Raw genomic sequence first — 7,299 nt, 5'->3', positions numbered from 1 at the left:
CTTTTGTCCCAGCCTCTTGGTCCAGTTTCGTGAAACTGCTTCATCTTCTTCTAGTTGCGCCACTAGTTGATTGATCCCATCGAATTTGACCATTTCTCGTATCTTATCCAACCAATGAATGGTCAAAGTATGGCCATAAATGTCTCCTGTAAAATCAAAGAGATTGACTTCGAAACGAAGCTCTTTCCCATCAAAGGTGACATTTTTCCCGACAGAAGCCATCCCACGGTAGGTCTGCCCTTTAAAATCGACATCAACTACATAAACCCCATCTGATGGTAGATAGGTCCGATCAATCGGTGCTAGATTGGCGGTAGGATAGCCAATGGTGCGGCCACGCGCATCCCCATGCACGACGATTCCCCGACTGGATAAAGGGTGGCCAAGTAGACGGGCAGCTTCTTGGACTCGTCCTTCTAGGACAGCCTGACGAATGCGGGTCGAACTAATCTTTTCCCCCTGATCCAATACAGGAGAAATGACTTCCACTTGACCATCAAAATAATCAGCTAAGTCAGAGGCCGTTTTCTTATCAGAGCCAAAACTATAATCAAATCCAGCAATTAAAACTCGGGCCCTCAAGGCTTTGACAAATTGATCAACAAATTCTTTGGCTGTTTTAGAAGCAAAATCAGTCGTAAAATCAATGAGGAAGAGCTCATCCACTCCTAGTTCGTTTAATTTTTGGAACCGATCCTCAGGGCTCTGCAAATGGAGTAGTAATTCTGGTTGGTAGCGAACAAAGGCTAACTTAGGAGATTCAGGGAAGGTTAACAAAGCGACCTTCAAGCCTTTTTCATCCGCTATCTGACGCGCCTTTTTAAAGAGTTCTTGATGCCCCAGATGCAGGCCATCAAAGTAGCCCAGAACCAAAACTGTCTCATTCTCCAAATGGATCTGGTTAGCAGTAGTAATCATACGAATATTCATGAATTTATTGTAACACACTTTCTGTGAGAAAGACTTTTCGAGGTTTGTAAAGTTCTTCTCTTTTTTCTAAAATGGCTACCAATTTCCCTTGGTAAAAAGCAGCTAACTCTTTGGAATCACTCTCAACTGGAATAAAGCGTCCCACTTGGACTTCGCCAACCTCTTCTACTGTCAGCTCTACTTTTTCCAGATCCCCAGTGCCAATTTCAAGTGGGTGAAGGAAGCTCAAATCTCCTTGGGCTACTTTTTCAGCCACTTCTTCTAAGGTCAGGGCATCATCCAGTGACAAACCGGCAGCACTGGTCCGTGTCAGATGAGACATATGGGCTGCGTAGCCCAGTTTTTGACCCAAATCCACCGACAAGGTCCGGATATAGGTGCCCTTACTGCATTTAACCCGGAAACGAAAACGTGCTAGACTTTCTTCATAGCTAATCTCACTAGTGCGCGTGAATTCATATATGGTTACCTGCCGTACAGGGCGTTCCACTTCTTCTCCTACCCGCGCATATTCATAGAGCTTACGTCCATTGACCTTGACCGCTGAATACATGGGCGGTACCTGCTCAATCTCTCCCACCATCTGGGCAATCATACGATCGACCTCTCCTGCATCTAAAGGGGCTTCCACTGGGGTCCGCTCTACGACTTCCCCACTGGCATCCTCCGTCGTGGTAGAAAATCCTAAAGTGATTTCTCCCTCATAGACCTTGCCTTCATCTTGCATGAATTCGACCATCCGGGTCGCCTTGCCAACTGCAATCGGAAGCACTCCCACCACATCCGGATCCAGCGTTCCCCCATGGCCGATCTTCTTAGTTCCCAGGATTTTTCGCAGTTTAAAAACCACATCATGTGAGGTCATGCCTGCTTCTTTTTTTACATTGATAATTCCGTCCATCTGATTTGCTCTTTCTAACTGTTTGTGTGACCATCCGGGCTACCGACCCTTCATTATACCATGAAACAAAACTTTTTGTCCCTCTTTCCCCCTTCCCATGACCTCCTAAAAAATCCCGTAGCAGATTTCAGACTTTTTAAAACGGGTTTGATACAATAGAAATCGAAAGAAGGTGTAACATATGTTAATGTATGATGTTATTGTGATTGGATTTGGTAAAGCTGGTAAAACACTCGCAGCGAAATTATCAAGCCAAGGTAAAAAAGTCGCTCTGATTGAAAAGAGCAAATCTATGTACGGTGGTACTTGTATCAATATCGCTTGTATTCCCACTAAGACCTTGATTGTTGCCGCAGAAAAAGGCTTGGATTTTGAGCAAGCCATGAAGGAGAAAAATGCGGTCACTACTCGTCTCAATGGCAAGAACTACGCAACTATTGCTGGAACTGGTGTAGACATTATCGATGCAACTGCTCGTTTCCTTTCTAATAAGGTCATCGAAATTCAAGCTGGAGATGAAAAAGAAGAATTGACAGCTGAAACCATTATTATTAATACTGGTGCTGTGCCAACTATTCTTCCAATCCCAGGATTAGCTGAAAGCAAATTTGCTGTGGATTCAACTGGCATTCAACGTTTGGAAAACCTACCTAAACGCCTGGGTGTCCTTGGCGGTGGACCAATCGGATTGGAATTTGCTCATCTCTATAATACCTTGGGCAGCCAAGTAACGGTATTGGATGCTTCTGAAACATTCTTGCCACGGATCGAGCCAAGTATTGCAGCTCTTGCAAAAAGCTACCTTGAAGAAGACGGTATTCAATTCTTGCAAGGCGTTCATACCCAAGAAATCAAAGATGGCCAAAACAGCTTAACGGTTGTCACAGATAAGGGAGACTTCGAGTTTGATATCCTTCTCTACGCAACAGGACGTAAACCAAACACAGCTGGACTTGGTCTTGAAAACACAGATATTCAAGTCACTGATCGTGGAGCGATCCAAGTCAACCGTCATTTAGAAACCAGCGTCACTGGTGTCTTTGCAGTTGGGGATGTCAATGGTGGTCCTCAATTCACCTACATGTCGCTCGATGACTTCCGCATTGTCTTCAACTATCTCACAGGCGATGGTAGCTACAACCTCGAAACTCGTAGAAATTATGCGACAACACTCTTTATTGCTCCTCCACTTGCCCAAGTCGGCTTGACCGAACAAGAAGCACGCGACAAAGGACTTCCAGTTGCCGTTAAAGAATTGCCAGTTGCTGCCATGCCTCGTGGCCATGTCAACGCAGACCTCCGAGGGGCCTTCAAAGCCGTTGTCAACCCAGAAACCAAAGAAATTCTTGGAGCGACGCTCTTTGGAGAAGCTGCAGGCGAACTCATCAACCTGATCACCATGGCCATGGACAACAAGATCCCTTATACTTACATCGCAAAACAAATCTTTACCCACCCAACCATGGCTGAAAACCTAAACGATCTCTTTGCGATTTAACTAACATAAAAAAGCTGGAAAATTCCAGCTTTTTTTAGTTTAAGAATTCACAGACAGCCTCTTGAAATACTTTATTTTCTTCATAAAGAGCATGCCCAGAATGCTTAAGAATGAGGAGTTGACAACCCGAAATCGCTTTTGCTAGTTCCTTGGATCCATCCACACCAATCACATCATCTTCAAGCGCACCAAGGATCAAGGTCGGACACTGAATTTCTTTTAAGGCCTCAAGGCTATCGTGAGTAAGGCAAGACTGAGACTGAATGGCAATTCGTTTCTCATCTTTGATTCGTCCCAAGCGCCCCATAATGTTAGAAAGAAATCGCCACTTTTGGTAGCTCTTTTGCGTATAGGAGTGTTTTGCGATATCCAGCATGAGGTCTCTAAAAGTTCCAGATTGACTAAGCCTTTGCCAATGCTCAATTCGCTCTCTAGCCAGTTGACTAGGCTTCGCTGTTGTCACAGCTAGGATAAGCTTTTGAACCCTTTCTGGAAAATCTGCAGCTAGCCATTGAGCAATCATTCCACCTTGTGAAATCCCCATAACATAAGCGGTATCTAAGTTCAGCGCTTCCATTGCTTCTGCTACATCTGCTGCCATATCCCGCGTCGTATAGCCCTGCCTCAACTCATTAATTCGAGAAAAAACATAGATTTTATAACGCTTAGCAAGTAGGCGATAAGAGAGGGAAAAGAGCTGTGTCTTTCCTTTAACGGTCTGAAGCCCATCCCCCAAGCCTGGTATGATCACCAGAGGTTGATTTCCTTTTCCAAATGTCACATAGTCCATGCTCTTTTCGTTAAAATATAAGGTTTTCCCTTTTGTTGAAGACATTACGTCGTTTCCTCTACTATTTTTTCATGGTTTATTTATCTTGAGTTTTTAAATGCAAGGCAAAGCCGGCAGTCACTTTTTCAAATCCAACTGCCTGATAAAACTGATGTGCAGCATTTCGTTCAGCGGTTAATCCACTATTTAGAGCCAGTGCCTTAACTCCTTCTTTTACCGCTTGTTTTTTCAATTCATCAATTAGCCTACTAGCAATTCCTTGTCGTCTTGTTTCTTTTGCAACTGACAAAGCTAAAATACGATAGTAAGATCCATCTGCTTCAAAAAAGAAGAGCTTTGCATAACCCAAGAAACCTAAAATTTCTCCGTCTCTTTCAGCTAGAAGACAGCCATAATGTGGTTGAGAAAGAATCATTTCTAAACGTCGAGCCAGCTGAGAAGCGGTCGTTGGATAGCCCAAGTCTTTGAATAGAGACAATAGTGCTTCAGCATCTTTTATGGTTGCTTTTCGTATCTGCATAGGAGCCTCCTAGTCTTCATTCAAGGCATCAAACTTAGCCTTCATGGTTGGATTTTTCCGTGTCAATTTTTTAACGGAAACATCATCCAACTTGTTGTTAGCAAGACGAAGTTGATTTTCTGATGTAGTCAAGAACTTCTTAACTTCTTCCATCCGTTTAATAGCCTTGTCAATTTCATCGATGGCCTTGCCAAAGTTGACAGAAGCCGAATTGTAGTTCTTAGCAAAGGCTACCTTAAAGGCATTCAGGTCTTCTTCAAAGTGGGTAATATCAATATTTTGTTCACGAACAAGCGCCAATTCCTGCTTGTATTTAAGGGAATTGAGGGCCGCATTACGCAGAAGCCCAATGATCTGGATAAAGAACTGAGGACGTACGACGTACATTTTCTCATACTCATGACTGACATCGACAATGCCTGTGTTGAAGTAGTCGTTATCTGCCTCAAGCATGGTCACCAAAACCGCATATTCACAGTTCTTTTCTCGACGGTCCTTGTCCAATTCCTTGTAGAAATCCGCGTTCTTATGCTTCTTCTCGGTCTCGTCAGCTTCATTTTTCATCTCGAACATAATGGAGATAATCTCTACCCCATTTTCATCGCACTCGCGGAAGATAAAGTCGCCTTTAGACCCACGTGCAGAGACCTTGTTGTCCTTTTCAAAATAGGCATTTGGAAAGGCAAAACTGCGAACCTTGTTGAATTCACTTTCCGCATACTGTTCCAGACTTTCCCCGATGGCCTTGGTCGACTGTTGGGCCTTGAAGTTCTTATAGAACTCTACTTGCTCATTTGCTGCCTTAAGTTGGGCTTCATAGTTTTGCTTAACAGAAGCTAGGGACAGTTCATTTTCTTTCTCTTGAAGGAGCAATTGGTTTTGTACCTGATCACGCTCCTTCTCCAAATTAGAAAGGGTCTTTTGCAGCTGGTTCTCATGCTCCAAGCGCAAAGTGGCCAACTGATTCTCCAGTGTTTGCACTTCTTTTTCTTTCTCTAGCAGGCTTTGGCTAGCTGTTTGCTCCACCTCTTTTTTGGCCAATTCTTTTTCAGTATCAAACTGTTGAATCTGGTTTTGTAACTGGGCAATTTCTTGATCCTTCTTAGCTAACTTCTCTTGTTGCTCATTAAGGGCCTTTTGCTCAGCTAAAGCCAACTCTTGCCGAATCCGCTCATGAATTTCCTTGTCAAACTCAGCTGTCCGTACCTGTGACAAGAGTTCGCTGTATTGACTTTCATTGACTGTAAAGACTTCCCCACAGTTGGGGCACTTGATTTCGTTCATAGCATGCCTCTTTCTCTATTCTTAGTATATTATATCATGCCACCAGTAAAATCAAAACCAACAAACGAGGCTTGCTCCTACTATTTCCCTAGTTTATGACAGTGAATAGAGTAAATGAGAGAATTTAAGAAAGAAGAACAATGACCATTAAAACTTCCCGCCGTGAGAAAAGCAGTAGAAACAAATTTGTTTCTGCTGCTCGGTAGATTTGAGACGGAAGGCTCAAATCTAAGGTATGGAATCCCAAAGGGAGTCGCTACCGTCCGCCCTCACCTAAGGGAAGTTGATAAAAGGACAAAACCAGCAAGCTTAGCTTACTGGTTTCAGTTTATTTCTTCTCAATTGGCGCGACACTGGCTAAGAGTTTCTTTAGTCCCACTTCTGGGAAGTTGATCTTGAGCTCTTGGGTACTACCACTACCAGATACTTCAAGCACGGTTCCTTCGCCCCACTTCTTGTGAATGGCAATGTCGCCAATGGCCCATGCGACGCTTTCTTTGGCGCTAGAACGGTTGCTATTGCCAAAGGGGAGGCTTGATGACGTGAGAGCACTTGGGGCTGCTTGTCTCTTGCGCTCTTGAAGGGCTTGTGACAGGCTCATGCCTTTTCCAAAGGTCGTTCCGCCTCCATTGCTATAAGAAGCCTTAAAGCTGGTATTAACTGGACGGGCTAATCCCTGATAGGTCAATAAATCCGAGCTAATTTCATTGATAAAACGCGTCGGACGGTTGTAGCTGGTTCGTCCAAAGAGCAAACGTGAGTTGGCATTGGTCAAGAAGAGAACCTTCTCTGCCCGCGTGATCCCCACATATGCCAGACGACGTTCTTCCTCCAATTCATCTGGATCCTCTGCTGCACGACTAAGAGGAAAGACATTTTCTTCCATTCCAATCAAGAAGACGACTGGGAACTCCAATCCCTTTGCTGCATGAAGAGTCATCAAGGTGACTTCTGAAGTTTCTTGGGCCCCATCATCTGTATCGGCAATCAAAGCCAAATCGTTCAAGAAACGACTCAAGGTCTCCACACCTGATTCGTCTTCGACGGTCTCTCCATTTTCATCAAAATTCTTGGTAACAGATAGGAACTCTTGGATATTCTCGATGCGGGCCTGACTTTCCAAGTTCCCCTGATTGGTTAGGGCCGTCATATAACCCGTCTTATCAAGGACTTCTTCGACCAACTCTGTAATGGTCAGCTGGTCCAGTCTTTCTCTCAAATCAAGAATGAGATTGGCAAAGTCCCAGATGGCTTGGGCTGCCTTTCCTTTGATGCCAGAGAGCATGATATTGGCTGAAGCATCCAGGAGTGAGGACTCTTGCATTTGAGCAAAGTCGCGAATCTTATCCACTGTACCTGGCCCGATTCCCCGCTTG

The 7,299-nt window shown here is 44.3% G+C and carries 7 protein-coding genes; 1 reads left to right on the top strand and 6 read right to left on the bottom strand.

Annotated features, from left to right (window positions below):
• The coding region (locus SPADD19_RS05335) for a bifunctional riboflavin kinase/FAD synthetase (protein ID WP_128861589.1) at positions 1–930 on the bottom strand (930 nt) is incomplete at its 3' end.
• Between the two features lie 4 nt (positions 931–934).
• Entirely contained in the window at positions 935–1,831 is an 897-nt protein-coding gene (gene truB, locus SPADD19_RS05330; protein WP_061455450.1) for a tRNA pseudouridine(55) synthase TruB, read from the bottom strand.
• Positions 1,832–2,012: 181 nt separating this feature from the next.
• Here truB and SPADD19_RS05325 point away from each other — a divergent pair, with 181 nt between their 5' ends.
• On the top strand, positions 2,013–3,329 hold the full coding sequence (locus SPADD19_RS05325) for an FAD-containing oxidoreductase (protein WP_061455449.1): 1,317 nt from the start codon (positions 2,013–2,015) through the stop codon (positions 3,327–3,329).
• Between the two features lie 34 nt (positions 3,330–3,363).
• Here SPADD19_RS05325 and SPADD19_RS05320 read toward each other — a convergent pair whose 3' ends face one another.
• The 4 genes from SPADD19_RS05320 to SPADD19_RS05305 all read right to left on the bottom strand — a co-directional run.
• Positions 3,364–4,164: an alpha/beta fold hydrolase gene (locus SPADD19_RS05320; RefSeq protein WP_061455448.1), complete on the bottom strand. Its 801-nt coding sequence runs from the start codon at positions 4,162–4,164 to the stop codon at positions 3,364–3,366.
• Between the two features lie 31 nt (positions 4,165–4,195).
• Positions 4,196–4,639, bottom strand: coding sequence for a GNAT family N-acetyltransferase (locus tag SPADD19_RS05315; protein WP_061455447.1), 444 nt, complete (start codon positions 4,637–4,639; stop codon positions 4,196–4,198).
• 9 nt (positions 4,640–4,648) lie between these two features.
• Entirely contained in the window at positions 4,649–5,923 is a 1,275-nt protein-coding gene (locus SPADD19_RS05310; protein WP_061455446.1) for a DUF2130 domain-containing protein, read from the bottom strand.
• Positions 5,924–6,251: 328 nt separating this feature from the next.
• Positions 6,252–7,299 (bottom strand): 3'-5' exonuclease (locus tag SPADD19_RS05305; protein ID WP_164905850.1); only part of this gene is annotated, 1,048 nt, incomplete at its 5' end.

Origin of the sequence: Streptococcus parasanguinis (assembly GCF_001578955.1) — a bacterium.
Lineage (GTDB): Bacteria > Bacillota > Bacilli > Lactobacillales > Streptococcaceae > Streptococcus > Streptococcus parasanguinis_U.
This window is presented reverse-complemented; position numbering and strand designations above follow the sequence as displayed.